This is a genomic window from Dickeya sp. Secpp 1600 (genome assembly GCF_003049805.1).
Taxonomy (GTDB): Bacteria; Pseudomonadota; Gammaproteobacteria; order Enterobacterales; family Enterobacteriaceae; genus Dickeya; species Dickeya fangzhongdai.
In genome coordinates this window covers 1,193,118-1,219,342 of sequence record NZ_CP023484.1, presented here as the reverse complement: position 1 = coordinate 1,219,342, position 26,225 = coordinate 1,193,118, and the positions used below count along the sequence as shown (strand labels likewise).

Annotated in this window: 23 protein-coding genes; 12 read left to right on the top strand and 11 right to left on the bottom strand. The window is 53.8% G+C overall.

Annotation, left to right across the window (positions count from 1 at the left end; translation table 11 throughout):
- Positions 1 to 46: 46 nt before the first annotated feature.
- Positions 47 to 742, top strand: a complete 696-nt coding sequence (queC, locus tag CPA59_RS05570) for a 7-cyano-7-deazaguanine synthase QueC (protein WP_100849112.1) — start codon at positions 47 to 49, stop codon at positions 740 to 742.
- Between the two features lie 112 nt (positions 743 to 854).
- On the opposite strand, the gene CPA59_RS05565 is transcribed toward queC, so the two are convergent.
- From CPA59_RS05565 to bolA, 8 genes are all read right to left on the bottom strand, one after another.
- Positions 855 to 1,229, bottom strand: a complete 375-nt coding sequence (locus CPA59_RS05565; protein ID WP_038918192.1) for a helix-hairpin-helix domain-containing protein — start codon at positions 1,227 to 1,229, stop codon at positions 855 to 857.
- A 138-nt stretch (positions 1,230 to 1,367) separates the two neighbouring features.
- A complete protein-coding gene (gene ppiD, locus CPA59_RS05560) occupies positions 1,368 to 3,248 on the bottom strand; it encodes a peptidylprolyl isomerase (protein ID WP_107758863.1) in 1,881 nt (626 codons plus the stop codon).
- Between the two features lie 255 nt (positions 3,249 to 3,503).
- Positions 3,504 to 3,776: a nucleoid-associated protein HU-beta gene (gene hupB, locus CPA59_RS05555; protein ID WP_012770737.1), complete on the bottom strand. Its 273-nt coding sequence runs from the start codon at positions 3,774 to 3,776 to the stop codon at positions 3,504 to 3,506.
- A gap of 194 nt (positions 3,777 to 3,970) precedes the next feature.
- Complete coding sequence (gene lon / locus CPA59_RS05550) at positions 3,971 to 6,334, bottom strand: endopeptidase La (RefSeq protein ID WP_013316856.1); 2,364 nt, start codon at positions 6,332 to 6,334, stop codon at positions 3,971 to 3,973.
- A 187-nt stretch (positions 6,335 to 6,521) separates the two neighbouring features.
- Entirely contained in the window at positions 6,522 to 7,796 is a 1,275-nt protein-coding gene (gene clpX, locus CPA59_RS05545) for an ATP-dependent protease ATP-binding subunit ClpX (RefSeq protein ID WP_107758862.1), read from the bottom strand.
- Between the two features lie 127 nt (positions 7,797 to 7,923).
- The gene (clpP, locus tag CPA59_RS05540; protein WP_038918189.1) at positions 7,924 to 8,547 is read right to left on the bottom strand and encodes an ATP-dependent Clp endopeptidase proteolytic subunit ClpP; all 624 of its coding nucleotides are present in this window, start codon (positions 8,545 to 8,547) and stop codon (positions 7,924 to 7,926) included.
- A 403-nt stretch (positions 8,548 to 8,950) separates the two neighbouring features.
- Entirely contained in the window at positions 8,951 to 10,255 is a 1,305-nt protein-coding gene (tig, locus tag CPA59_RS05535; RefSeq protein WP_100849111.1) for a trigger factor, read from the bottom strand.
- A gap of 312 nt (positions 10,256 to 10,567) precedes the next feature.
- Positions 10,568 to 10,882, bottom strand: coding sequence for a transcriptional regulator BolA (gene bolA, locus CPA59_RS05530; protein ID WP_013316852.1), 315 nt, complete (start codon positions 10,880 to 10,882; stop codon positions 10,568 to 10,570).
- Between the two features lie 328 nt (positions 10,883 to 11,210).
- Here bolA and CPA59_RS05525 point away from each other — a divergent pair, with 328 nt between their 5' ends.
- The 11 genes from CPA59_RS05525 to CPA59_RS05475 all read left to right on the top strand — a co-directional run bounded on the left by CPA59_RS05525 (position 11,211) and on the right by CPA59_RS05475 (position 23,508).
- On the top strand, positions 11,211 to 11,789 hold the full coding sequence (locus tag CPA59_RS05525; RefSeq protein ID WP_038661242.1) for a lipoprotein: 579 nt from the start codon (positions 11,211 to 11,213) through the stop codon (positions 11,787 to 11,789).
- A 56-nt stretch (positions 11,790 to 11,845) separates the two neighbouring features.
- Positions 11,846 to 13,315: a muropeptide MFS transporter AmpG gene (ampG, locus tag CPA59_RS05520; protein WP_107758861.1), complete on the top strand. Its 1,470-nt coding sequence runs from the start codon at positions 11,846 to 11,848 to the stop codon at positions 13,313 to 13,315.
- Positions 13,316 to 13,747: 432 nt separating this feature from the next.
- Positions 13,748 to 14,698: a cytochrome o ubiquinol oxidase subunit II gene (cyoA, locus tag CPA59_RS05515; RefSeq protein WP_107758860.1), complete on the top strand. Its 951-nt coding sequence runs from the start codon at positions 13,748 to 13,750 to the stop codon at positions 14,696 to 14,698.
- A gap of 20 nt (positions 14,699 to 14,718) precedes the next feature.
- Positions 14,719 to 16,710, top strand: coding sequence for a cytochrome o ubiquinol oxidase subunit I (cyoB, locus tag CPA59_RS05510; RefSeq protein WP_107758859.1), 1,992 nt, complete (start codon positions 14,719 to 14,721; stop codon positions 16,708 to 16,710).
- The gene (locus tag CPA59_RS05505) at positions 16,700 to 17,314 is read left to right on the top strand and encodes a cytochrome o ubiquinol oxidase subunit III (RefSeq protein ID WP_038918182.1); all 615 of its coding nucleotides are present in this window, start codon (positions 16,700 to 16,702) and stop codon (positions 17,312 to 17,314) included. Before cyoB ends, CPA59_RS05505 begins: the two co-directional genes overlap by 11 nt.
- On the top strand, positions 17,314 to 17,646 hold the full coding sequence (locus CPA59_RS05500; protein WP_022632553.1) for a cytochrome o ubiquinol oxidase subunit IV: 333 nt from the start codon (positions 17,314 to 17,316) through the stop codon (positions 17,644 to 17,646). The genes CPA59_RS05505 and CPA59_RS05500 overlap by 1 nt, the downstream gene beginning before the upstream one ends.
- A 16-nt stretch (positions 17,647 to 17,662) precedes the next feature.
- Positions 17,663 to 18,553, top strand: coding sequence for a heme o synthase (gene cyoE / locus CPA59_RS05495; protein WP_038668788.1), 891 nt, complete (start codon positions 17,663 to 17,665; stop codon positions 18,551 to 18,553).
- Positions 18,554 to 18,832: 279 nt separating this feature from the next.
- On the top strand, positions 18,833 to 19,744 hold the full coding sequence (locus CPA59_RS05490; protein WP_107758858.1) for an AraC family transcriptional regulator: 912 nt from the start codon (positions 18,833 to 18,835) through the stop codon (positions 19,742 to 19,744).
- Positions 19,745 to 19,905: 161 nt separating this feature from the next.
- Positions 19,906 to 20,916: an SDR family oxidoreductase gene (locus CPA59_RS05485; protein ID WP_369831424.1), complete on the top strand. Its 1,011-nt coding sequence runs from the start codon at positions 19,906 to 19,908 to the stop codon at positions 20,914 to 20,916.
- A 233-nt stretch (positions 20,917 to 21,149) separates the two neighbouring features.
- Positions 21,150 to 21,782, top strand: a complete 633-nt coding sequence (locus tag CPA59_RS05480) for an MBL fold metallo-hydrolase (protein ID WP_038918179.1) — start codon at positions 21,150 to 21,152, stop codon at positions 21,780 to 21,782.
- Between the two features lie 361 nt (positions 21,783 to 22,143).
- A complete protein-coding gene (locus CPA59_RS05475; RefSeq protein WP_107758856.1) occupies positions 22,144 to 23,508 on the top strand; it encodes an MFS transporter in 1,365 nt (454 codons plus the stop codon).
- Between the two features lie 34 nt (positions 23,509 to 23,542).
- On the opposite strand, the gene CPA59_RS05470 is transcribed toward CPA59_RS05475, so the two are convergent.
- From CPA59_RS05470 to CPA59_RS05460, 3 genes are all read right to left on the bottom strand, one after another.
- Positions 23,543 to 24,040 carry a nuclear transport factor 2 family protein gene (locus CPA59_RS05470; RefSeq protein WP_107758855.1) on the bottom strand — a complete coding sequence of 166 codons (498 nt, stop codon included), beginning with the start codon at positions 24,038 to 24,040 and terminating at the stop codon, positions 23,543 to 23,545.
- A gap of 90 nt (positions 24,041 to 24,130) precedes the next feature.
- Entirely contained in the window at positions 24,131 to 25,321 is a 1,191-nt protein-coding gene (locus tag CPA59_RS05465; protein WP_107758854.1) for an aldo/keto reductase, read from the bottom strand.
- Positions 25,322 to 25,723: 402 nt separating this feature from the next.
- Complete coding sequence (locus CPA59_RS05460) at positions 25,724 to 26,215, bottom strand: YajQ family cyclic di-GMP-binding protein (RefSeq protein WP_038918174.1); 492 nt, start codon at positions 26,213 to 26,215, stop codon at positions 25,724 to 25,726.
- Positions 26,216 to 26,225: the final 10 nt, after the last annotated feature.

Here is a 26,225-nt window from a genome sequence, read left to right as displayed (position 1 = left end):
CGGATAGCGGCCGCCTGGCGGCTCCCACGCATGAGGGTGAACGAGAATGACAAGCGCAGTTGTAGTTTTCAGTGGTGGACAGGATTCCACCACCTGCCTGATACAGGCCCTGCAGCAGTATGATGAAGTCCATTGCGTCACATTTGATTACGGGCAACGCCACCGCGCTGAAATCGACGTCGCCGCGGAGCTGGCGCAGACGTTGGGAGCCAGAGCGCACAAGGTGCTGAATGTCGGCTTGCTCAACGAACTGGCGGTCAGTAGCCTGACCCGTGACAATATCCCTGTCCCCGAATTTGATGCCAATGCCGACGGATTGCCCAGTACCTTTGTTCCCGGTCGAAACATTCTTTTTCTGACGCTGGCCTCGATTTACGCCTATCAGGTGGGCGCGGATACCGTTATCACCGGCGTCTGCGAAACCGACTTTTCCGGCTACCCCGACTGTCGTGACGAATTCGTCAAGGCGTTGAATCAGGCGGTAACGTTGGGTCTGGCAAGAGACATTCGCTTTGTTACACCGCTGATGTGGCTCAACAAGGCAGAAACCTGGGCGCTGGCGGACTATTATCAACAGCTTGATACCGTTAGAAACCATACGCTTACCTGCTACAACGGCATTAAAGGAACGGGGTGCGGGCAGTGCGCCGCATGCCACCTGCGGGCAAAAGGGCTGGCGGAATACCAGCATAACCCATCGGCCGTGATGGCTTCCCTGAAGCACAAAACCGGTCTGAAATGAAGGTACCGGTACCAGACAAGCCAACGCTCGTCTGGTACTGATCTTTCACATTCAGTTTTCGCTACTGTCGGGGAATTGCGTTTTTGCCAGTTTTCCCCGACGATGCTCCGACTTACAGGCGCAAGCGGGATTGGTTACGCTCGATCAGCGCACTGCCGATTCCCGGCACTTCCTGCAGCTGTTCAATCTGGGTAAACGGCCCATTTTGCTCACGATAAGACACAATCGCCTGCGCCTTTTTCAGTCCTACCCCATTGAGCGCCGCGGCCAGTTGTTCCGCCGTTGCGGTGTTAATACTCACTTCCTCTTCATCTGTCGCCGACGTGGTCGCCTTTTCAAGCTTCTGCTCCGGCGAAGCGGATTTCACCGCAGCGACGCCGGTTTTATCCGGCGCCGTCACGGCTGGCGCGGCATGAAGCCACGTTGATACTCCGGCAAAACTCATCCCCACAATCAGACATAACGCTTTAATTCCTGAATTTTTCATGCTGCTTCCTCCTTGTGTTTGACAGCCCGGTCACAATGCCCGAGCCTTCAAAACACGGCAAACAGCAAACTAAAAATGTGGAAAAGGCCGCGAAAGCGGCCTTTGGATGTTGCAGTGATTTGCAGAATTCTGCGAGGTTTATTGCACTTCTTGTGCAGCGCTACCGTACTTGATCTTCGCCTGACTGCGCAGGCTCGTCAGCAGGGTGTCAAACAGCGCGCCGACAGAACTCTGTTCCACCTGGGCGCCGAACTGTTTCTTCTGATCATCCGACAAGACATGCGGTTTCACTGCGTCCAGCGCGATCAGCACGACATTGCCGGCCTGATCCTGAGCCACCGCGTAAGAAGGCTTGTCTTTCTTCGGCTGCTGCATCGCAAACACCGTTTCGGCCAGCGCATCGGTCTGCCCGGTAGAGGACATCTCTTTCGCTGCGCTAAAGCTCAGGCCAGCAGCCGTCATGCTGTCGGTTTTCCCCTGATAAAGGTCAGCCATAATCTTTTCAGCTTCAACCTTGGCCTGTTGTTCAGCTTTCTGGCGTTTCAGCGTCTGAACCACCTGATCGCGCACCTGATCCAGCGACTGGGTCGCCTCCGGTTTATGTTCGGTCACGCGCAATACAAACGCACGGTCGCCTTCAACGCTGATCACATCCGAGTTATTACCCGGCGTGCCATTCTCGCCGACTAGCGAACCACCGAAAATAGCCTGGGTGACCGGCTGGAAGTTCAGTGCAGCTGGCACATTGTCACGCGTAAACCAGTCGCTCTGAACCGCTTTGACATTGGCGACTTTCTCAGCGGAGACCAACGATTCATTATCATTGCTGGCGGCTTCGCTGATTTTCTGCTGCAGAGAATAGAACGCATCCAGCGCTTTCTCGCGTTTTACCTTCTCCGCCAAATCGGCGCGAACTTCGTCCAGCGCCTTGACGCGCTGCGCCTGAATATCATCCAGACGAATAATCAGGTAGCCGACCGAGGATTTGATGACGTCAGACAGCTGGCCTTTCTCTTTCAGACCGGCCTGTTTGATTTCATCCACCGTAGAGCCGTTATCCATCCAACCCAGGTCACCGCCGTTGCGACGGGAAACGATGTCGGTAGATTTCTCTTTAGCCAACGCGGCAAAATCAGCGCCTTTCTTCAGTTGCTCCAGCGCGGCTCTGGCGTCTGCTTCGGTTTTCAACTGAATGACGCTGTATTTTTTACGTTCCGGCTGGGTGAACTCACTCTTATGCTGCTCGTAGTAGGCTGCGATATCGGTGTTATCCACCTTGGTTTTATCCATGATGGAAGCGGCATCCAGCATGATATAGCTGACTTTGAACTGTTCAGGCGCCAGATAGCGACCCTTGTTCTGATCGTAGAAGTTTTTCACTTCCTCATCAGAAACGGTCTGGTTCTTGGCGCGAGCGCTCAGATCGATAGTTGCCGTGCGAATGGTGCGATCCTGCGCCGCCATCGCCACCAGGTTATCGAGCTCTTGCTGCAATACGAAGTCAGTATTGCCCAGCCCGCGAATCAATTGCTGGGTTAACAGCTGCTTGCGCAGAAACTGCGCGTAGGCATCCGGCGTCAGCCCCAGCTGACTCACCTGCGCCAGGTATTTATCATTATCGAAACGGTTGTTGGTCTGGAACTCAGGCACGGAGAAAATCGCCTGTTTGACCTGTTCGTCGCTGATATTCAGTCCCAGATTATGGGAATATTGAACAACCAGCGTTTCGTCGATCAGCTGTGACAGTACCTGCCTGCGCAACTGCTGCATATACCCTTCGTTGGCAGCCAGCGCGGAGAAATTCTCTCCCAGCATCTCTTGCTGACGACTGCGTTCGTTCTGTACGCCCTGCTCTAGCTGAGCCCGGGTAATTTCCTGCCCATTCACCTTGGCCGCGTAATCGCCTGAACCTCGTATCAGGTAATCCCCCACGCCGGTCAACACGAATGAACCAATAATCAAGGCAAGAATAATTTTCAGCACGACGTTGTTAGCGGCCGCGCGTAAATTGTCCATCATAATGTGACAACACTCCGCTGTAGAATGGATAACACTTCCCCTGCGCAGGCCGTAGCCATGCCTCCCTGCTATTGCTATAGCCGCATTCGGCTAGGGCGCACTCAAGTATTTGCCTGATAACAGTAATCTTAATGACCTGTAAAAAAAGGCACATCATACCATGATGCGCCTTATATCTTACCCTACCCAGTACGCCGAGTCAGGTAGTTGTTTGGACTGGAAAACCGTCCCACCTCAGATTTTGCTACTTAATCATCAATTCACTGAGTCTTTCAGTGCTTTTCCAGCACGGAAACCCGGCACTTTAGCGGCCGGAATGCTGATTTCTTTCCCGGTTTGCGGGTTACGGCCGGTGCGTGCTGCGCGCTCACGCACGGAGAACGTACCAAAACCGACTAAAGCAACGTCATCCCCTGCTTTCAGAGATTCAGTAACAGACCCAATAATTGCATCCAACACACGCCCTGCTGCCGCTTTGGAAATATCAGCATCTGCGGCAATTTTGTCGATCAATTGTGACTTGTTCACACTCTCATCCCCTCTGAAATACTGTCATTACGCCAGAGCGCCCAGCGCAACACGTAGCTTTATCAATTCAGTCAAGCCGCAGACTACCAGCCAGCAGGCTCAACAGTGCTCTAACTTAGCGGCACGAAAAAAGGCTGGCAAGCACCATTTTACTTACCAGCCTTTATTTTCTCAGTGGTTTTTGCGATAGGTCACTATTTTTTGGCTACCGACTTCACCACATCCATGCCATAAGGCGAGTTCTGCAAAGCAATAGTGAGCACTTCCTCAATGCGTTTGACCGGGTGAATCTCCAGATCGGCAATCACATTCTGCGGAATCTCTTCCAGATCGCGCTTGTTCTCTTCCGGAATCAGCACGGTCTTGATCCCGCCGCGATGCGCGGCCAGCAGTTTCTCTTTCAACCCGCCAATCGGCAGTACCAGCCCACGCAGGGTGATTTCACCGGTCATCGCCACATCGGCGCGCACCGGGTTGCCGGTCAGGCAGGACACCAGTGCGGTACACATGGCGATACCGGCGCTCGGACCGTCTTTCGGCGTAGCGCCTTCCGGCACATGCACGTGGATATCGCGCTTTTCATAAAAGTCGGAGTTGATCCCCAGCTTTTCCGCTCTGGCGCGCACTACGGTCAGCGCAGCCTGAATCGACTCCTGCATGACCTCACCCAGCGAACCGGTATAGGTCAGCTTGCCTTTGCCCGGCACACTGGCGGTTTCGATGGTCAGCAAGTCGCCGCCCACTTCCGTCCAGGCTAGGCCCGTTACCTGACCCACGCGGTTCTCTTCGTCCGCACGGCCGTAATCGTAGCGTTGAACGCCAAGATATTCCTTCAGGTTATCGCCGGTGATCTGGATATGCTTGAGTGCTTTGTCCATCATCAGCGATTTTACCGCTTTACGGCACAGTTTAGAGATTTCGCGCTCCAGACTACGCACCCCGGCTTCGCGGGTGTAATAGCGGATAATGCCGATAATAGCGCTATCTTCGACCGTCAGTTCGCCTTTTTTCAGGGCGTTGCGCTCAATCTGTTTCGGCAGCAAATGCTGGCGGGCGATATTGAGTTTTTCGTCCTCGGTATAACCGGACAGACGAATCACTTCCATACGATCCAGCAACGGCGCTGGAATATTCATGGAGTTGGACGTCGCCACAAACATCACGTCGGACAGGTCGTAGTCCACTTCCAGATAGTGATCGTTAAACGCTACGTTCTGTTCCGGATCCAGCACTTCCAGCAAAGCGGAAGCCGGGTCGCCGCGCATATCGGAGGACATCTTATCGATCTCATCCAACAGGAACAGCGGGTTTTTCACCCCCACTTTGGCCATCTTCTGAATCAGCTTGCCCGGCATGGAACCGATATAGGTACGGCGGTGACCACGGATTTCCGCTTCATCACGCACGCCGCCCAACGCCATACGCACATATTTACGACCGGTGGCTTTGGCGATCGACTGACCCAGAGAGGTTTTACCCACCCCCGGCGGCCCGACCAGACACAGGATCGGCCCTCTGATCTTGCTGACACGGCTCTGCACCGCCAGATATTCGAGGATACGTTCCTTGACGCGTTCCAGACCATAGTGGTCGCTGTCCAGCATCTCCTGGGCTTTAACCAGATCTTTCTTCACCTTGCTGCGCGCCTGCCACGGTACCTGCACCATCCAGTCGATGTAGCTGCGCACCACGGTCGCCTCAGCCGACATCGGCGACATCATACGCAGCTTCTGCAACTCGGCTTCAGCTTTTTCGCGAGCCTCTTTCGGCATGCTGGCGGATTCGATCTTGCGTTTCAGCGCTTCCTGTTCGTCAGGCGCGTCATCCATTTCTCCCAGCTCTTTCTGAATGGCCTTCATCTGCTCATTCAGGTAATACTCGCGCTGGCTTTTTTCCATCTGTTTTTTAACGCGGCTGCGGATCCGTTTCTCCACCTGCAACAGGTCAATCTCGGACTCCATCATCGCCATCAGGTATTCCAGACGTTCGGTCACGTCGGACATTTCCAGCACAGACTGTTTGTCCGCCAGCTTCAGCGGCATGTGCGCGGCGATGGTATCAGCAAGACGCGCCGCATCATCAATACTATTAAGAGATGTTAATACTTCAGGGGGAATTTTCTTATTCAGTTTGATGTAGCCTTCAAACTGATTGATGGCCGTGCGCATGAGCACTTCCTGCTCACGCTCTTCAATTGCCGGCGACTCCAGGTATTCCGCCTGGGCCGCAAAATGTTCTCCGCTGTCAGAGAGTGTCGTGATGCGCGCTCGCTGCAAGCCTTCCACCAGCACCTTTACGGTACCATCAGGCAGTTTCAGCATTTGAAGAATAGAGGCGACCGTCCCTACCGAGAAAAGATCGTTAACACCAGGCTCATCCGTTGAGGCTTCTTTCTGTGCCACCAGCATGATCTTTTTGTCGTGATCCATAGCCGCTTCAAGGCACCGAATTGATTTCTCCCGACCAACAAACAACGGAATGACCATGTGCGGATAAACCACCACATCGCGCAACGGCAATACGGGGATTTCTATGCGTTCGGAACGCTCAGGGTTCATAGAGCTCTCTCTTAGTTTCGTTTCCGCCAGGTTAAGGGAATCCGTGAACGCGGGCATCACGGGTTTCACCTATAGGTAATCGAGTATATGGGGATAAATATCTCACATTCAACGACTGAACGTGTGTAAAAAAAAATGGGGGGCTAAAACCCCCCATTTTATCGTTTACCGTTGTTTTTTAGGCTAATTATTCGCCAGATGCCTGCTGTGCTTCAGGCTTGCCGTAAATCAGCAGCGGCTCGGTTTGCCCCGAAATGACAGAATCGTCGATCACCAATTTATCCACGTTTTCCAGCGAAGGCAGGTCGTACATGGTTTCCAGCAACGCCGCTTCTACTATGGAGCGCAAACCACGAGCGCCGGTCTTACGCGCCATGGCTTTTTTCGCAATGGCGGTCAACGCTTCGTCACGGAACTCCAGCTCCGCGCCTTCCAGTTTGAAAAGCGCCTGATACTGTTTGGTCAGCGCATTCTTCGGCTCGCGCAGGATCTGGATCAACGCTTCCTCATCCAGTTCTTTCAGCGTCGCTACCACCGGCAAACGCCCGATAAACTCGGGGATAAGACCAAACTTGATCAAATCGCCCGGCTCTACCTGGCTCAGCAGTTCACCTTCTGTCGCCTTCTGGGACAGGCCCTTCACCGTGGCGTTGAAACCAATGCCGCGACCGGTATCGGTACGCTGTTCAATAACCTTGTCCAATCCGGCAAATGCACCGCCACAGATAAACAGGATTTTGGAGGTATCCACCTGCAAAAACTCCTGCTGCGGGTGCTTACGCCCGCCCTGCGGCGGAACGGCGGCGATAGTGCCTTCAATCAGCTTCAGCAACGCCTGCTGCACCCCTTCTCCGGACACGTCGCGAGTGATGGACGGGTTGTCGGATTTACGGGAAATCTTGTCGATCTCATCGATGTAGACAATACCGCGCTGCGCTTTCTGCACATCGTAGTCACACTTCTGCAGCAGCTTCTGGATAATGTTTTCAACGTCCTCGCCCACATAACCGGCTTCGGTCAATGTGGTGGCGTCAGCCATAGTGAAAGGCACATCCAGGAAACGAGCCAGCGTTTCCGCCAGCAATGTTTTCCCGCTACCGGTCGGACCGATCAGCAGGATGTTGCTTTTGCCCAGTTCGACGCCATTATTGCTGTCGCCATTACGCAGACGTTTGTAGTGGTTGTAGACAGCAACCGCCAGCACCTTTTTCGCCTGTTCCTGACCGATAACATAATCGTCCAGATGACGGCGGATTTCGTGTGGCGTCGGTAACGCACTGCGCTCACGGTGTGGCGCTACTTCTTTAATTTCTTCGCGAATAATGTCGTTACACAAGTCAACACATTCATCGCAGATATACACTGACGGCCCGGCGATCAGCTTACGAACCTCGTGTTGGCTTTTGCCGCAGAAAGAACAGTACAGCAGTTTTCCTGAACCGTCTTTGCGCTTATCTGTCATGAGTCAAACCTCTTCTCTAGTCTCTTGCCCGCAGGCCAACCACATAGCAATCGCGCCACAGCAAACGCCAGCCTACTACCATAATGGCCGGCACCCCGCGTCATCTGGCTATTTCGCATCCCTGGCGTTATTCACGATGGGTAAGTACAGAATCTACCAACCCATAGTCTACTGCCTCGGCGGCAGAGAGGAAACGGTCACGCTCCGTGTCCCTTTCTATTGCTTCAAGAGGCTGACCGGTATGTTTGGCCATCAACTCGTTCATCCGAGCCTTCACCTTAAGGATCTCTTTAGCGTGAATCTCGATATCCGTCGCCTGTCCCTGGAATCCGCCCAGCGGCTGGTGGATCATCACCCGGGAATTCGGCAGGCAGAAGCGTTTGCCCTTGGTACCCGCCGTCAGCAGGAAAGCGCCCATCGACGCCGCTTGCCCCATACAGATGGTGCTGACATCCGGCTTAATAAATTGCATGGTGTCGTAAATCGACATGCCGGCGGTAATCACGCCCCCTGGAGAGTTAATGTACAGATAGATATCTTTTTCAGGGTTTTCGGCTTCCAGAAACAGCATCTGCGCCACAATCAGGTTAGCCATGTGATCCTCGACCTGACCGGTCAAAAAGATCACGCGTTCCTTCAGGAGTCGGGAATAGATATCGTAAGAACGCTCCCCACGCGAAGTCTGCTCAACCACCATCGGCACCAAGGCCATGTGAGGGGCCAGTTTTTCTTGTTCGCCACTGTATGACATTAACGTCTCCTAGATAAAATGCATTTGGCGCATACCGCCTGATTCTACTTGAGATGGAAAGTGATGACCATGCTCAGACACGCAGTTAGCCATCTCTCCGTCGCCGGAATCGGGCGAGTTTCCCTGACGATGCAATCTACGCGGTATTAACCAGTTGGGGACCGATGCATCCTTTTTCAAGCTTACACCAGCGATTCATTTTGGTTAAAGCGATATCCTGCGCTGAAAGCGGGTTTGATTGCGCCTTGATTAATCAGCCATCAATAGATTAATCGCTATTAATCATAGTGCAGATTTGGCAGGAGCTGGCGGCAGGCCGTTCAGTTTGTCGCATCAGGGAAGAAAAAGCCCGCAGCATAAACCGCGGGCTTTTGAAGAAACGATTTCAGGTGAAAAAGCGTGATTAGGCAGCGGTTGTCTGATTCATCAGCTCGTTGAAGCTGACCGCTTTTTCTACCACTTTCGCCTTGGACAACAGCGTTTCGATAGCCTGTTCTTCCAGGGCAACGTTACGCATATTGTTCATCATTTCTTTGTTTTTCTTGTAGTACTCAACCACTTCACGCGGATCTTCGTACGCAGAGGCGATTTCGTCGATCAACACGTTGACGCGGTCTTCGTCGGCTTTCAGCTCGTTGGAAGCGATCACTTCGCCCAGCAGCAGGCCAACAACAACGCGGCGTTTAGCCTGCTCTTCGAACAGTTCGCGCGGCAGTTCCAGAGCCTGTTTCTCATTGCCGCCGAAACGCTGAGCAGCCTGACGACGCAGCACATCGACTTCGCCGTCGATCAGTGCGGCCGGCACATCAATGTCGTTCGCCTTGACCAGACCGTCGATAACCTGAGTTTTCACGCGGTTGCGGATCGCGCCTTTCAGCTCGCGTTCCATGTTCTTGCGGACTTCGGCGCGCAGGCCATCCAGAGAACCGTCTTCAACGCCAAAGCGTTTGATGAAATCGGCAGTCAGTTCCGGCAGTTCACGCTCTTCCACTTTCTTCAGCACGATGGCGAATTTAGCGTCCTGACCTTTCAGGTTTTCAGCGTGGTAGTCTTCCGGGAATTTCACCTCGATGGTGAACTCATCGCCCGCTTTATGACCAACGATACCGTCTTCGAAGCCCGGGATCATACGGCCCTGACCCATAGCCAGAACGAAATCGGAGGCTTTGCCGCCTTCGAATTCTTCACCGCCGACAGAACCGGTGAAATCGATGGTTACGCGGTCTTCAGCAGTCGCGGCGCGATCGGTTTCTTTCCAGGTTGCCTGCTGTTTGCGCAGGGTATCCAGCATGCCGTCGACGTCGGATTCGGAAACGTCCACCAGCGGTTTTTCAACCTCGATGGTGTCCAGATCTTTCAGCTCGACTTCCGGATAAACTTCGAACTCTACGGAGTAGGTAAAATCACCACCGATCTGGTACTCGCCCGGAACATAGTTCGGCGCGCCAGCCGGATTGATTTTTTCTTTGATGATGGCATCAACGAAGTGACGCTGCATCAGATCGCCCAACACGTCCTGACGGACGGATGCGCCGTAGCGCTGCTCAACAATTTTCGCCGGCACTTTGCCTTTGCGGAAACCATCGATACGAACTTTTTTAGCCACATTGACCAGTTCGCTCTTAACGGCATTCTCAATGCTGTCAGCAGCAACGGTAATCGTTACGCGGCGCCCAAGGCCTTGAGTGGTTTCAACTGAAACTTGCATCTTGTTACCTCAAAAAATCACAGTGCTCGGTCAACCTCAGAGGCCGTTTTCATAAAGCGCCCTGGGGCGACCTTGCTGATCACAGTCTCACAGAACCAGGACGGCCACTTTACCGGACCAGTTCCCTATAGTCAGAAGCGTCCCGAATACATTCCGGAAAATAAGACGCGGCATTATAGCGGCATCGATAGACCGAGTCGAGGAGAGTAACCAGACTATTGGCGGAGGGCTTTCACACTTTTTATCTGCAAACCGCCTGTAAATGGATCAACCGGCGTTGCCGGCGGTTCGTCGCCGGGCAGTTCAGGTCACTCAACGCTGCAATCCCGCGCCGCCACAGGGCGGAGACGAAGGCACCGCCATCTGCAGGTCCAGCCACTCTTTCGGCGTGTAGGTATGCAGCGCCAGCGCATGCACCGCTCCCGCCAGTTCATCAGCCAATACGCGGTAGATCGCGCGATGGCGGCCAATCACCCGCTCGCCGGTAAAGCATTCGCTGACCAGCACCACCTTGAAATGACTTTCAGAGCCGGCAGGCACGTTATGACGATAACTTTCGTCAATAACTTCAAGGTGTTGCGGTTCGAATTCCGAACGCAACTTGGCTTCTATCGTTTCACGAATCATAGGGTTACCTTTTTCAGGCGTCAGTGAAAATTGCGTCGATAACACGGCCTTTTATCACTGACTGCTCGCTTATCCACTTCAAATTTAGTCATTTTTTGATTATTAATGGGAATATATTGACCATCTGGATACGCGGCGACAGTCGGATTCATCAACCCGACATGCCATTCTCCGCTGCCAGACGTCATTCACGCATAGCACGCTGGAAAAAAGGAATGCAGCTCAGCAGGATACTGACCACTTTCTGCTCTTTCTCTTGTCCAAGACGATGATATGATACCGGACTATGTTTATCAGCCAACCACCGTTTCATGACGAGAAGACACGCATGTTAAAAAAATTCATTTTCCCGTTGTTCGCCGCACTCGTGCTGGCAGGATGCGCCAGCAAGAGCAACACGCTGGATGTCACCCCGAAAATCGCCTTGCCGTCGCAGGATCCTACCCTGATGGGTGTAACCATCAGCATTAACGGCGCCGACCAGCGTGCCGATCAGTCGCTGGCGCGGGTCAACCGTGACGGCCAGTTGGTGACCCTGACGCCGTCGCGCGATTTGCGTTTCCTGCTGCAGGAAGTGCTGGAAAAACAGATGTCGACCCGCGGTTATATGATCGGCACCGGCGGCCCGGTGGCGCTGCAGGTGGTGGTTAATACCCTGTATGCTGATGTCGCCGAAGGCAATCTGCGTTACAACATCACCACCCGCGCGGATATCTCCATTATTGCGCAGGCCGCCAACGGCAATAAGCAGATTAAGAACTACCGCGCCAGCTATAATGTACAAGGCGCGCTTACCGCCACTAACAGCAAGATTACCGAGTCGGTCAATCAGGTGTTGAGTGATGTCATTAGCGATATGGCTCAGGACACCAGCATCAGTACCTTCATCAAAACCAACTCCCGGTAACAGTTTATTCCGCCTCACCTCCCTTGCCCTGTCAGGGCAAGGGAAAAGGACCTCGCATGCTCAGCCGTCTTTTTTCGCTTTTCCGTGAACGCAACAGTGTCATTCTTCTGATTTTGGGTTTTGCCTCGGGTTTACCGCTGGCACTGACTTCCGGCACGTTGCAGGCGTGGATGACGGTAGAAAATGTGGATCTGAAAACCATCGGCTTCTTCTCGCTGGTGGGGCAAGCCTATGTCTTCAAGTTCCTGTGGTCGCCGCTGATGGACCGCTATACGCCGCCGTTTATGGGGCGCCGCCGCGGCTGGCTGCTGGTGACGCAGCTGTCGCTGGTAGCGGCGATCGTCTTTATCGGTACGCTGAATCCCTCGCATCATTTATGGTGGCTGGCGATGCTGGCCGTCATCATCGCGTTCTGTTCCGCATCGCAGGACATCGTGTTTGATGCGTACAAAACCGATTTGTTGCCGCCGGAGGAACGCGGCAGCGGCGCGGCCATTTCCGTTCTGGGCTATCGGCTGGCTATGCTGGTTTCCGGCGGCCTGGCGTTGTGGATTGCCGATCGCTTTCTCGGCTGGCACGCCACCTACTGGCTGATGGCGGGTCTTTTGTTGCTGTGCACGCTGGCGACCTGGCTGTCGCCGGAGCCCGCCGTCAGCGAACCCGCTCCGCGCTCTCTTGAACAAGCGGTCTTCGCACCGCTGAAAGATTTTTTCAGCCGCAATAACGCCTGGCTGATTCTGATGCTGATTGTGCTGTATAAGCTGGGGGATGCGTTTGCCGTCAGTCTCAGCACTACCTTTCTGATCCGGGGGGTCGGTTTCAATCCAGGCGAAGTGGGGTTGGTCAACAAGACGCTGGGCCTGTTCGCCACGATTATCGGCGCGCTGTACGGCGGAGTGCTGATGCAACGCTGGACGCTGTTCCGGTCATTGATGCTGTTCGGCCTGCTGCAGGCCGTGTCGAATGCCGGTTACTGGCTGTTGGCTGTCACGGACAAGCAGTTATTTACCATGGCATCGGCGGTATTTCTGGAAAACCTGTGCGGCGGCATGGGAACCGCGGCCTTTGTGGCGTTATTGATGATGCTTTGTAACAAATCGTTTTCCGCAACCCAGTTCGCTCTGCTGTCCGCTCTGTCGGCAGTCGGGCGGGTTTACGTCGGCCCGATTGCCGGCTGGTTTGTCGAACTGTACGGCTGGGCATGGTTTTACCTGTTTTCGATCATCATCGCCATTCCGGGGCTGTTCCTGTTGAAAATTTGCCGCCCATCGCTGGAACAGGCGCAATCGGGAGGCGCTTTCGCTCGTCGTAACGCCTATCCACACCTTTATACGCTGGCTTCCCGCCTGTTTTTTATCGGCTGCGTACTGTTTGCCGGCGGTCTGCTTGTCTGGGGAATGATGGGTCTGGGCTGGCTAGGAAACACCGGCGCGGAAAACATGCTGATGACCGCCGGCGCTATACTGGCGGTACTGGCGATGCTACTTGGCGGCATGCTGGATTATCTGTCGTCACACCGCCTGTAAATCGGGCGGTTGTAAATCAATAAATGCAGGCTATCGCTAAAAAGCGCGCCGTCATTATCTATTATCACTTTATTAAATTATTTTTCTTCTCAGGCATCAGCGAGTAGAAACATTTATTTCATTATTCTTAATAATTCCGCCTGAGCACGTTATTTAACGCAACTTTATAGAAACGAAATATTAACACCAGAGCGAAATAGTATTCAGAAATAGTTGTAATTCCTGAAAAGCGATACATACTTTTTCTGTAGTCGGTTTACCCACTGTTTTTAAAAGTAATTTTGAGAAATGTATCTCAGATGTGACAGGTCAGGCAAAAACTGTAAACAGCAGGCTGACATCTCTTTAATCATGTTTACAGTGCGGTAACCTTCCCGTAAAATGCCCGCTCGCGTGAAATGACAATAGAGCCCTTGTAATTGAGGTCGCTAGATGAGACTCAGGAAATACAATAAAATTTTTGGGATGTTGTCTTTAATCGCAACCACACTGCTTCTCAGTGGTTGTGATATGGCATTGATGAACCCCAAAGGACAAGTCGGGTTAGAGCAACGTTCGTTGATACTGACAGCACTCGGTTTGATGCTGATCGTTGTTATCCCGGTGATCATTATGACGATTGCCTTCGCCTGGAAGTTCAGAGCTTCCAACGAAAAAGCGAAGTACACGCCAAACTGGTCGCACTCCAACAAAATCGAAGCCGTTGTCTGGACGGTTCCCATCATCATTATCATCATCCTTGGGACGATCACCTGGAAAACCACCCATTCGCTTGATCCCTACAAGCCTCTGGATTCCAATGTCAAACCCATCAATGTTGAAGTGGTGTCGCTGGACTGGAAATGGCTGTTCATCTACCCGGACCTTGGCATCGCCACGGTCAATGAACTGGCATTCCCGACCAATGTTCCGGTCAATTTCAAGATTACGTCCGATACGGTGATGAACTCCTTCTTTATTCCGCGTCTTGGTGGTCAGATCTATGCCATGGCCGGGATGCAGACCAAGCTGCACCTGATCGCCAACGAGTCGGGCAAGTACGACGGCATTTCCGGCGGTTACAGCGGCAAAGGGTTCTCCGGCATGAAATTCACCGCCATCGCGACCCCGGATCAGCAAGCGTTTGACCAATGGGTTGAGAATGTACGCAAGTCATCCAAGACGCTGAGCACGATGAATGACTTTAACAAACTGGCGCAACCGACCGAGTACCACCCGGTGGAGTACTACTCTCAGGTCCAACCTGAGCTGTTCAGCCAGATCATTACCAAATTCATTGGCAACAACATGAACATGCAGCACGGTGCCGAAGGCGAGCCTAAGAAAGAAGAAGGCATGCAGAATCACCAGGGCATGAACATGAGCGAGCACTCCTCTCATTAAAAGGAGTCGAGGGATAAACGATGTTCGGAAAATTAACTCTTGATGCGATCCCCTACCATGAGCCGATTATCATGGTCACGGTGGCGGCAATCATTTTAGGCGGATTGGCGCTGCTGGCTGCCGTTACCTATTTTGGTAAATGGAAATGGCTGTGGTCCGAGTGGTTCACCTCCGTAGACCACAAGAAAATCGGTATCATGTACATCATCGTCGGTCTGGTGATGATGCTGCGTGGTTTTGCCGATGCCGTCATGATGCGTGGTCAGCAGGTGCTGGCCTCTGCCGGTGACGCAGGTTTCCTCAACCCTCACCACTATGACCAGATCTTCACCGCCCATGGCGTGATCATGATCTTCTTCGTGGCGACGCCGTTCGTGGTCGGTCTGATGAACCTGGCGGTTCCGCTGCAGATCGGCGCACGTGACGTAGCCTTCCCCTTCCTGAACTCACTCAGCTTCTGGCTGTTTGTAGTCGGCGTGATTCTTATCAACCTGTCTCTGGGGATCGGCGAGTTCGCCCAGACCGGTTGGGTAGCCTATCCGCCGTTGTCAGGTAAGGAATACAGTCCAGGCGTCGGGGTAGACTACTGGATCTGGAGTCTCCAGATTTCCGGTGTGGGTACCACGCTGACTGGCGTTAACTTCTTCGCCACCATCATGAAAATGCGTGCGCCTGGCATGACGCTGATGAAAATGCCGGTGTTCACCTGGACGGCGTTGTGCACCAACGTACTGATTATTGCCGCTTTCCCGATTCTGACGGTAACCATCGCTCTGCTGACGCTGGACCGTTACCTCGGCACCCATTTCTTCACCAATGATATGGGCGGCAACATGATGATGTACATCAACCTGATTTGGGCCTGGGGCCATCCGGAAGTGTACATCCTGGTGCTGCCGGTCTTCGGTATTTACTCCGAAGTGGTGGCAACCTTCTGTAAAAAGCGTCTGTTCGGTTATACCTCGCTGGTATGGGCGACTATCGCGATTACCGTTCTGTCGTTTATCGTCTGGCTGCACCACTTCTTCACTATGGGGTCGGGCGCCAACGTCAACGCCTTCTTCGGTATCGCGACGATGATTATTTCTATCCCGACCGGGGTTAAAATATTCAACTGGCTGTTCACCATGTACCAGGGGCGTATTCAGCCGCACTCCGCCATGCTGTGGACCACCGGCTTCATCATCACCTTCTCCATCGGTGGTATGACCGGGGTACTGCTGGCCGTGCCGGGCGCCAACTTTGTACTGCACAACAGTCTGTTCCTGATCGCTCACTTCCATAACGTGATCATCGGCGGCGTGGTGTTTGGCTGCTTTGCCGGTATCACCTACTGGTTCCCAAAAGCATTTGGCTTCAAGCTGAATGAAACCTGGGGCAAACGCGCCTTCTGGTTCTGGATCATCGGTTTCTTCGTAGCCTTTATGCCGCTGTACGTGCTGGGCTTCATGGGGATGACCCGTCGTCTGAGCCAGCAGATCAATCCGGAATTCCACCCGCTGCTGGTGGTGGCCTCTATCGGCGCCGGCCTGATTGCGCTGGGCGTCCTGTGCCAGATTATCCAGTTTGCCGTCAGTATCCGCGATCGCGACCAGAACCGCGACCTGACTGGCGACCCGTGGGATGCGCGTACGCTGGAATGGGCAACGTCTTCTCCGCCTCCGTTCTATAACTTTGCCATTGTGCCGCAGGTTCAGGAACGCGATGCATTCTGGGAAATCAAAGAAAAAGGCGATGCTTATCGCAAACCGGCCCAGTATGAAGAAATTCATATGCCTAAGAATACCGGCGCAGGCGTGATCATCTCCGCATTCAGCCTGGTATTTGGTTTCGCGATGATCTGGTACATCTGGTGGCTGGCGATTATCGGTTTTGTGGGCATGGTTGCGACCTGGATCGTGCACAGCTTTAATCAGGACGTGGATTACTACGTACCGGTTAAAGAGGTCGAACAAATCGAAAATCAAAACTTCGATAAACTCAGCAAAGCAGGCGTGAAAAATGTCCACTGATACGTTAACTCATCACAATGCAGCCCATGCCGAGCATGGGCACCACGACACCGGCGGCAATAAAGTCTTCGGTTTCTGGATCTACCTGATGAGCGACTGCATCCTGTTCGGGATGTTGTTCGCGACCTACGCCGTTCTGGTGAACGGCACCGCTGGCGGCCCGACCGGCAAGGAACTGTTCGATCTGAAGTTCGTGCTGGTGGAAACCTTCGCCCTGCTGTTCAGTAGTATCACCTACGGCATGGCGATGATCGCCATGAACAAAGGCAACAAGAGCCAGGTTAACGCCTGGCTGGGTTTGACCTTCCTGTTCGGGCTGGTGTTCATCGGTATGGAAATCTACGAATTCCATCACCTGATCGCAGAAGGCGCCGGTCCTGACCGCAGCGCGTTCCTGTCCGCGTTCTTTGCGCTGGTCGGCACCCACGGTATCCACGTGACCTCCGGTCTGATCTGGATCGCCATCATGATGATCCAGGTAACGAAATACGGCCTGACCAGCACCAACAAGACCCGTCTGATGTGTCTGAGCCTGTTCTGGCACTTCCTTGACGTGGTATGGATTTGTGTCTTCACTGTTGTTTATCTGATGGGGGCGATGTAATGAGTCATTCCACACACGATCATGCCGGCGCCAGCCACGGTAGCGTGAAGTCCTATCTGATTGGTTTCGTCCTGTCCATCATCCTGACCGTTATTCCGTTCGGTCTGGTGATGAACGGTTCGGCTTCCCACAGCGTCATTCTGCTGACCGTGCTGGGCTGCGCCGTTATCCAGATTCTGGTTCATCTGGTGTACTTCCTGCATCTCAATACCTCATCAGAAGAGCGTTGGAATGTGGTAGCCATTGTGTTTACCGCCCTGATTATCGCAATCGTGGTGGTGGGATCCCTGTGGATCATGATGAATGCGCACCACAACATGATGATTCAGTAACCGAGCCTTTTACATGATGATTAAGCAATACCTGCAGGTCACCAAACCCGGCATTATTTTTGGCAACCTGATTTCCGTTATCGGCGGATTTTTGCTGGCAGCCAAGGGCACCATCAACTATCCGCTGTTTGTCGCGACCCTGATCGGGGTGTCGCTGGTCGTTGCATCGGGTTGCGTCTTTAACAACGTTATCGATCGCGATATCGACAAAAAAATGGAGAGGACCAAGAATCGGGTTCTGGTGAAGGGGCTGATTCCGCTGAAGAACACGCTGATTTACGCTTCGCTGTTAGGTATTGCTGGCTTCGCGTTACTGTACCTCGCGGCAAATCCGCTGGCCATGTGGCTGGCGGTGATGGGGTTTGTGGTATATGTCGGCGTTTACAGCCTGTACATGAAACGCCATTCGGTTTACGGCACGTTGATTGGCAGCCTGTCGGGTGCGGCGCCGCCGGTAATCGGCTATTGCGCTGTCAGCAATCAGTTTGACGCCGGCGCGCTGATTCTGCTGCTGATTTTCAGCCTGTGGCAGATGCCGCACTCCTATGCCATCGCGATTTTCCGCTTTAAGGATTATCAGGCCGCCAATATTCCGGTGCTGCCGGTCGTCAAAGGCATTTCCGTGGCGAAGCATCATATTACGCTGTACATCCTGGCGTTTATGATTGCGACCCTGATGCTGTCGCTGGGCGGTTACGCCGGCTACAAATACCTGGTGGTGGCGGCGGCGGTCAGCGTCTGGTGGCTTGGCATGGCGTTGTCCGGCTACAAAAGCCCGAACGACGATCGCGTATGGGCAAGAAAGCTGTTCGTGTTTTCCATCGTGGCCATCACCTCCCTGAGCGTCATGATGTCGGTGGATTCGATGGCGCCGATGCAGGAAAGCCTGCTGACTTACCTGCACTGATATCATCAGTACACGCTTACCGACAGACGGGCTTGCCCGTCTGTTTTTTTTCATGCAGCGATCGGCACCGAATTGGCCGGTCTACACTGAGGCCCGCCACAGAGGGTTTTCCCAGTCATCAGCCTGACTGAAATCAAACTTACCACACCCGCCCTCTCCTCCCCAGCAAGCCTCGCTGAGTGTGGCGCGAATCAGGGAACGCTGAAAAACCTGGCGCTAAAGTGCCGGACGTTTTAGGATAAAAAATCACTTTTATTTGCTAATCGTCCGCGAGCGCTGATGGATCCTCTTTCCGATGTTCTAGCCTTATTGAAGCCAGTTAACTACATGTCTGCCGGATTTGACGGCGGCGGCGACTGGGCGATTCAATTCCCTGACCAAACGGGAACGATCAAGAGCGGCGCGATAGTCACGGGGCGCTGCTGGCTAGCGGTGGAGGGGGTTGACGAGCCGGTTCAACTCGAAAGCGGCGACTGTTTTGTTCTTCCGCGAGGGGAACCGTTTCACCTTGCCAGCCAAATGGACGTTAAGCCGGTGCAGGCGGCGGAGGTGTTCACGGGAGCGGAAAGCGGCGGCATAGTTAGCTGGAACGGCGGCGGCGACGTATTTATCGTCAGTAGCCGCTTCTCCGTTTCCGAACTGCATGCCGACATGCTGTTGAAACTTTTGCCCCGCATCGTTCACATCCGTAGCACCGCGGATCAAACAACACTACGGTGGCTGGTAGAACGAATGATGCAGGAACTGCGAGTACCGCAGCCCGGCGGCGTCCTCATCTTGCAGCATTTGGCGCACATGATCCTGGTGCAAGCGCTCAGGCTGCATCTGGATTGCCGTGACGTCGGGCTGCTGTCGGCTCTGGCCGACAAAAACGTTGGTGCGGCAATCGCCGCCATCCATGAAAAACCCGCCCTGAACTGGACGGTTCAGGAACTGGGCGAACTGACGGGTATGTCGCGCTCCTCATTCGCACAGCGTTTTAAAGAAGCCGTCGGTACGTCTCCAATCAATTACCTGACGCAATGGCGTATGCTGCTTGCCAGCGATCGACTAATGAACTCAGACGATCCGGTTTCCACCATCGCCTTTTCGCTTGGGTATGAATCGGAAAGCGCATTCAGCACCGCGTTCAAGCGAATTATAGGGCACTCCCCAAGGCGATATAGCCGCTCGGTAAGACCGGGCGCATAACTTGCCTCAGCCCTTACCCCCGGATGAAACCTCAAGGGCGTCATATCCCTCGCTCTTAATTCAGAGTAGCATTTCCCCAAAAACGTCAGATCCCGATCCTGGACGATAGCGAAAGATATTTGGATTTTCCGGTATAGATCGTACAAAACGAGTTCAATAGAATGCCCCAACGGCTTGAGATTGAGGCGCCTAATCACCCCGTCATCAGCCGTTTCACCATGCTTTTTTCACCGGGAAATGAAAAAGGGGGCTCGACCATGCGAATTTTTGTTACTGGAGCCAGCGGATTCGTCGGTTCCGCGGTTGTCCGCGAATTGATCGCTAATGGATACCAGGTTCTTGGGCTTGTCCGCTCAGACAAGTCCGCCGATGATTTACGGGCTATCGGCGGTTCGGCTCATCGCGGCGACATAGAGGATCTCGACAGCGTTCTCGCCGGAGCTGCGGTCTGTGACGGCATTATCCATACCGCCTTTAACAATGATTTTTCCAAATTTCAGGCCAACTGCGAAACTGACCGCCGCCTGATCGAGGCACTGGGATCAGTTATCGAAGGCTCCACCCGCCGGCTTGTGATTACATCAGCCATTGGCATTCTTCCCAAGAGCCAAAGAACCACCGAAGACTCAATGCCCGCAATGGGGCCTGCAGCGAATCCGCGCGCAGCAACGGAAGAAGCCGTCGACGCGGTCATCGCAAAGGGCGTCCATGCCTCGATCGTCCGGCTCGCCTCATCCGTTCACGGCGCAGGCGACCATGCGTTCGTGCCTTTACTGATCGACATTGCGCGCAAAACAGGAGTTTCGGCCTACATAGGAGATGGTCAAAATTGCTGGCCAGCCGTGCATCGTCTCGACGCTGCAATGCTGTATCGTCTCGCACTGGAACGAGGTACCTCGGGCGCTCGCTATCATGCCGTCACCGAGGAACGCATTCCGTTCAGAGACATCGCCATTGCTATCGGTCGTGGGTTAGGCGTACCCATCATTTCGAAGTCCGCAGCCGAAGCAGAGGCGCACTTCGGATGGTTCTCGCATTTTGTTTCATTCGACCTGGACGCATCAAACCGCCTGACGCGGGAAAGACTCGGCTGGAACCCGATTATGCCTTCGCTGCTTTCCGATCTCGAAAGAGAGATGTATTTCCAGACACCTGAATCTGCACACACCTAGCGTCGACTGAGCGGGCAATCCGGCCTGGAATGCAATCTGCTAAACAGACAGAAGAAATGCTAAACCGGCTTTGCTCTTTGCTATCAGGGCGAACCTGAGTTGCGCAGCTCACTTATGAATAATCGTTCACCGACGAGCACATGTTGCAGCGACTGGCGATGGAGCGAAATGCGTAGAACAGTGAAGGCGGCCGACCTCCATCGCACGTCGGCCTGGCAACAAAGGAGGCATGCATGAAACAGATTTATCCCGATCTCTGGCAGACCCGTGTGGAGCACCCATTCTCGGGCGTAAACTCCCACGCCTATCTGCTGGTACAAGACACCGGCAACATCCTCTTTTACAACTCTGGCTCGCGGCAGGAGTATCGACACATTCAAGCACTGGGTGGGGTAGCCTATCAGTTTTTGAGCCACCGGGATGAAGTAGGCGGCGCACTCGCCGAGATAAAAACGCTTTTTGGCTCGAAACTCTGTTGCCACCGACTAGAGGAAGCGGACGCCAGAAAGGTAACGCCGGTCGATTACCTGTTCGATAGCCGGGAGACCCTTCAGGGCAACATTGAGGTGATACCAACCCCCGGTCATACCAAAGGCAGCGTGTGTTTTCTGGTTCATTCAGTTTATGGGCAAACATATCTCTTTACCGGAGACACTATCTATATGAACCACGGGATGTGGGAAACCCGCACCAATTGGTATGAAGGCGGCTCGAAATCGGACCTCAAGAGCAGCCTTATGCTTCTGCGCGACCTCGAACCCACGGTAGTTATTTCAAGCGCCTCGGTTGGCACCGTTCCGTTCAAAGCGGTCTTCGCAGAGGAATGGCGATCTGATATCGACAATGTCCTTCGCGCGCTGTCCTAACGGTTCTCAGCAGAGCGTCCGGATCTCACACTTTCGCTTTTGGCGGCAGGAGAAGGCGCACGTCACATGATGGAGGGCAAGAAGTGAGCTAGCGTGAACTAACCCGAGCCCTTCTGACTGCCGCCGCGATGCGCCACTGTGGCTCCCGGCCCATAAAACGCTGGCGCCGTACAAAGGTTAAAACCCTCGCTGATTCATTGCCTTATTTTATATTTATCGCCACTACCGACCGCGTAATGAACCTGGCGGCGGACATTTTTTATCCTCCCTCCCCTGTTTTGCCAAATACAGAAACAAACCTGTCGTTTACGCTTTTGGGCCCGGACACTAAAATAGCGCTAACGAAATGTCAGAGGTAGCAATGAACGATAATCGCATGACCCCTGTTGAGCAGAGGGCGACATGGGGACTGGGTCTGGTCTTTTCACTTCGCATGCTGGGCATGTTCATGGTGCTTCCGGTGCTGACCACTTACGGAATGGCCCTGCAGGGCGCCAGCGAATCACTGATTGGCGTAGCGATCGGCATTTATGGCCTGATGCAGGCGATCTTCCAAATCCCATTCGGGCTGATGTCCGACCGCATCGGACGTAAACCGCTGATTGTCGGCGGCCTGCTGATATTTGTGCTGGGCAGCGTCATCGCCGCGCTTAGCGATTCTATCTGGGGCATTATTCTGGGTCGTGCGCTACAAGGCTCCGGCGCGATTTCCGCTGCGGTCATGGCGCTGCTGTCGGATTTAACCCGCGAACAAAACCGCACCAAAGCGATGGCGTTCATCGGCGTCAGCTTCGGCGTTACCTTTGCCATCGCCATGGTGGTCGGCCCGATCGTCACCCACGCGTTGGGCCTGAATGCGCTGTTCTGGGGGATCGCGTTGCTGGCGCTGCTGGCTATCGTTATTACCCTGGCAGTCATCCCCTCGTCGTCATCCCATGTGTTGAATCGCGAGTCCGCTATCGTACGCGACGGCGTCAGCAAAGTGCTGGCCAACAGCCGGCTGCTGAAACTCAACTTCGGCATCATGTGCCTGCACATCCTGCTGATGTCGAGCTTTGTGGCATTACCGCGGGTAATGGAGCAGGCAGGTCTGGCGCCGCAGCATCACTGGAAGGTCTATCTGGTGACGATGCTGGTGTCGTTCGCCGCCGTCGTGCCGTTCGTCATCTATGCCGAGGTCAAACGGCGGATGAAGCAGGTCTTTATTGCCTGCGTCATGATTCTGATTGCGGCAGAGCTGGTATTGCTGCAGGCGGGCAATCAGGCATTGTGGCAGATACTTATCGGCATTCAGCTGTTCTTCCTGGGGTTCAACGTTATGGAAGCGCTGTTGCCGTCACTGATCAGCAAGGAGTCGCCTGCCGGTTACAAAGGCACCGCGATGGGGGTTTATTCCACCACCCAGTTTATCGGGGTGGCGATTGGCGGCAGCCTCGGCGGCGCGCTGTATGACCTGCATGGCGCATCGCTGGTGTTCAGCGCCGGCGCGCTGCTGGGGCTGGCCTGGTTGCTGGTCAGCTTCACCATGCAGGAGCCGCCTTATCTGAGCAGCCTGCGCATTGCCCTGCCGGATGAAGCGCTGCGGGACAATGCGCTGTCCGATAAACTGCAGCAGCATCCGGGTGTGGCGGATGTGGTGATTGTGCCGGATGAACTCAGCGCCTACGTGAAAATCGATCGCAAAAAGACCAGCCGACAGCAGTTGGAGCAGTTGGTCAGTCAATAAGGCTCGATGGCTTGCCCACGCCGGGCAAGCCGTATCAAAACATCCCGTTGGTGTTGGCGCTCGTTTCAGGTATCGGCTGTACCACATCCCAGTGCTCCACGATCTTACCGTTATCAACGCGCAGAATATCGACCACCGCCCGTCCCCGATCGCTGGGGTCATTCCGTGCAAATACATGCAGATAGACCAGATTACCGTCGGTAGCGGTGCGGATAATACGGTGCTCGGATTGCGGATAACGACGGAATAAATCGGTGAAAAAGGCCACAAATGCCTCGCGCCCGGTCGCTGCATACGGATTATGCTGAATATAGTCTGCGCTCAGGTATTTATCCGCCAGATCGACCCGGCGATGGCTTAACACTTCCGTATAAAACTCAACCACCAACGCACGGTTCTTTTCTTCCTGCACCAGATCCCGCTTACCAGCCAGCCCGGCGATATCCGCCTCACCTAGCGGGGATGCCGTCTGAGCCAGGGCAGGCAACATCGTTGACAGACTCAACGCCAATACAGCACACAATATTTTCATCCATCATGACCTTAATAACGTCTGGCGGAAAATGGGGCGCCGTACATCGATCGGGGTATCTACGGCGCGCTCAGGCTTGTCGGGCAATGTTTAGGCTGGCACAGGTGCATCTGACGCGATCAGCCCTTCGCGGCGTAGCGTGATCCAGAATTCCGGCGGAATCGCCACTTTCATTGACTCGGCATTGGCGCGTACCTGTCCTGGAACCCGCGATCCTGGGATAACGGCGGATACAATCGAAGGCGCTGCCGCAAACTGTAATGCCGCCGTGCGAATGTCGATACCAAACCGATCGGCAATCGCCGCCAGCCGCGCACGTTTTTCTATCGCTCCCGGCGGAATGTTGTCGCTGAAGTGATAGCGGCTGCGCCCGCCCAGAAAGCCGTCATTCAGCGGGGTGCCGACAACCACTGAGATTCCTTTTTTCTGTAACGTCGGGAAGGTGTTATGTAACGTTTCAGCATGATCGAGCAGTGAATACTGGCAGGCCAATAATACGATATCCGGCGTCGGCACGTCTGATTCAGCAGCCAGCACCGCAGCATTCGGCGTGTTGATGCCAAATCCCCAGCCACGGATCAGCCCTTCATCACGCATCCGCGATAATTCCACCATCGCGCCCTTGGCAGCCTGGGCGAAATGCGCCTGCCACGGGCGCGGCAGCTCGGTATTATCCGGTGATAAATCATGGATATAGACAATATCGAGTTTCGGCACCCCCAACCGTTGCAGACTATCTTCAACCGAACGACGCGCACCGGCGGCGGAGAAATCGTATTCATAACTGAATGGCGCAGGCGATGCCCACAATGCGGCATTGGCTGTAGGTTTTGTCGTCGGTCTCAGTACCCTGCCGACTTTGGTGGAAATAATGTATTCATCCGGGCGCTTACTGCGCAAAAATCGCCCAAGACGGTATTCACTTAAGCCATAGCCATAAAACGGCGACGTGTCGAAATAGCGCACCCCTGAATCCCAGGCGGCCTCCAGTACGCTATGCGCCTGCTCATCGCTGATCGCCGCAAAAATATTGCCGATTTGCGTCCCTCCCATACCAAAGCGATACGGCGTACGATAGCGCATGCCGGGTATCGACTGATTTAACGGCAGGCTGGTACGAATAATGTTTCCCCGGGTTGGCAAAATAGAACCACGTTCTTTCAGCGATGGTGGAAGCACCGCCGGAGTACCGTTATTACTTTGTGCTTGAGCGATGCCGTTAAAAGCCAGTGTCGTAATGGCACTGCCAGCGGCAACCTTGAGAAAGTGTCGACGATTCATTGCGCTCTCCTTGTAACAGACTTTTTGATGACTTCGGCACACTCAGCACGCAAGGCAGTAGGACATCCCTGTCCTCTGCTTTATGTTGTCCCAGACGTGGTATGAGTTCGCATTCTTTTACCGTCGACACCTACTGGTTGTGAAGTACTTACAGTCGTGTTAGCTGCATGAATACGTTTGTTTTTTATGTATCAATCTGATTTGAAAAGTTATTTATTTTTTGTCAACACAGACCGGGAGAGCTTTACAATGCGAAGGGAACAGAACCGGAAAATTGCAGCAAAACCATCACTACCTCCCCAGTAAATACTTTAAGGCTGGCAATGAAAAAGGCGCCTCAGGCGCCTTATCAACAAACCATGCATTTCTGTCGCTGATTAACCGCAACAGGGATAGCGTGGATCAATCGCGGAAGTTATTGAACTGGAAAGGTTGACCCAGATCGGCGCCGCGCACCAGCGCAATCACGCCTTGCAGGTCGTCGCGGGATTTCCCGGTAACACGCACCTGTTCGCCCTGAATCTGCGCCTGAACCTTGAGCTTGCTGTCTTTGATCAGTTTGACGATCTTCTTTGCCAGCGTGGCTTCAATACCCTGTTTCAGCTTGGCTTCCACACTGTAGGTTTTGCCGCTGTGCTCCATTTCTTCAGGGATTTCCAGCGAACCGCCTTCAATTCCGCGTTTTGCCAGCTTTTCCCGCAGAATTTCAATCAATTGCTTAACCTGAAAATCCGATTCGCTGGCCGCCTTGATGGTTTGTGCTTTTTCATTCAGATCGAAGCTGGCCGGCACATTACGAAAGTCCCAGCGGGTGCCCAGCTCGCGGGTGGCGTTTTCCACCGCATTGCGGACTTCCTGCATGTCGATTTCCGAAACAATATCGAAAGATGGCATAATTTTTTCT